A 247-nucleotide genomic window follows, 5' to 3' on the forward strand; every position below is an offset into this window, starting at 1 on the left:
GGTCGTCCACATCTCCATAAATCAACGGAAGAACTGTCTGCTCGTCAGAAACTTCACTGTCCGCCAGTATTCCGTTGAGCGCGGACAAGGACGCTTGCGGATCAAGGTCAACCAGTAACACCCGACGGCCGAACAGCGACAAGCCCTGCGCAAGCGTCATGGCTGTAGTCGTTTTACTAACGCCGCCCTTGAAGTTTCCAATGGCGATTTTCTTTCCCTTCACCCCTGCAGGACGCTTCGCGAACGG

General features: G+C 55.1%; 1 protein-coding gene. It reads right to left on the bottom strand.

Annotated features, from left to right (window positions below; translation table 11 throughout):
• Positions 1-247: ParA family protein (locus SB822_RS59620; protein ID WP_410859442.1), on the bottom strand; the 247-nt coding region annotated here is incomplete at both ends.

It is taken from the genome of Paraburkholderia sp. SIMBA_054 (genome assembly GCF_046534875.1).
GTDB classification, from domain to species: Bacteria; Pseudomonadota; Gammaproteobacteria; order Burkholderiales; family Burkholderiaceae; genus Paraburkholderia; species Paraburkholderia hospita.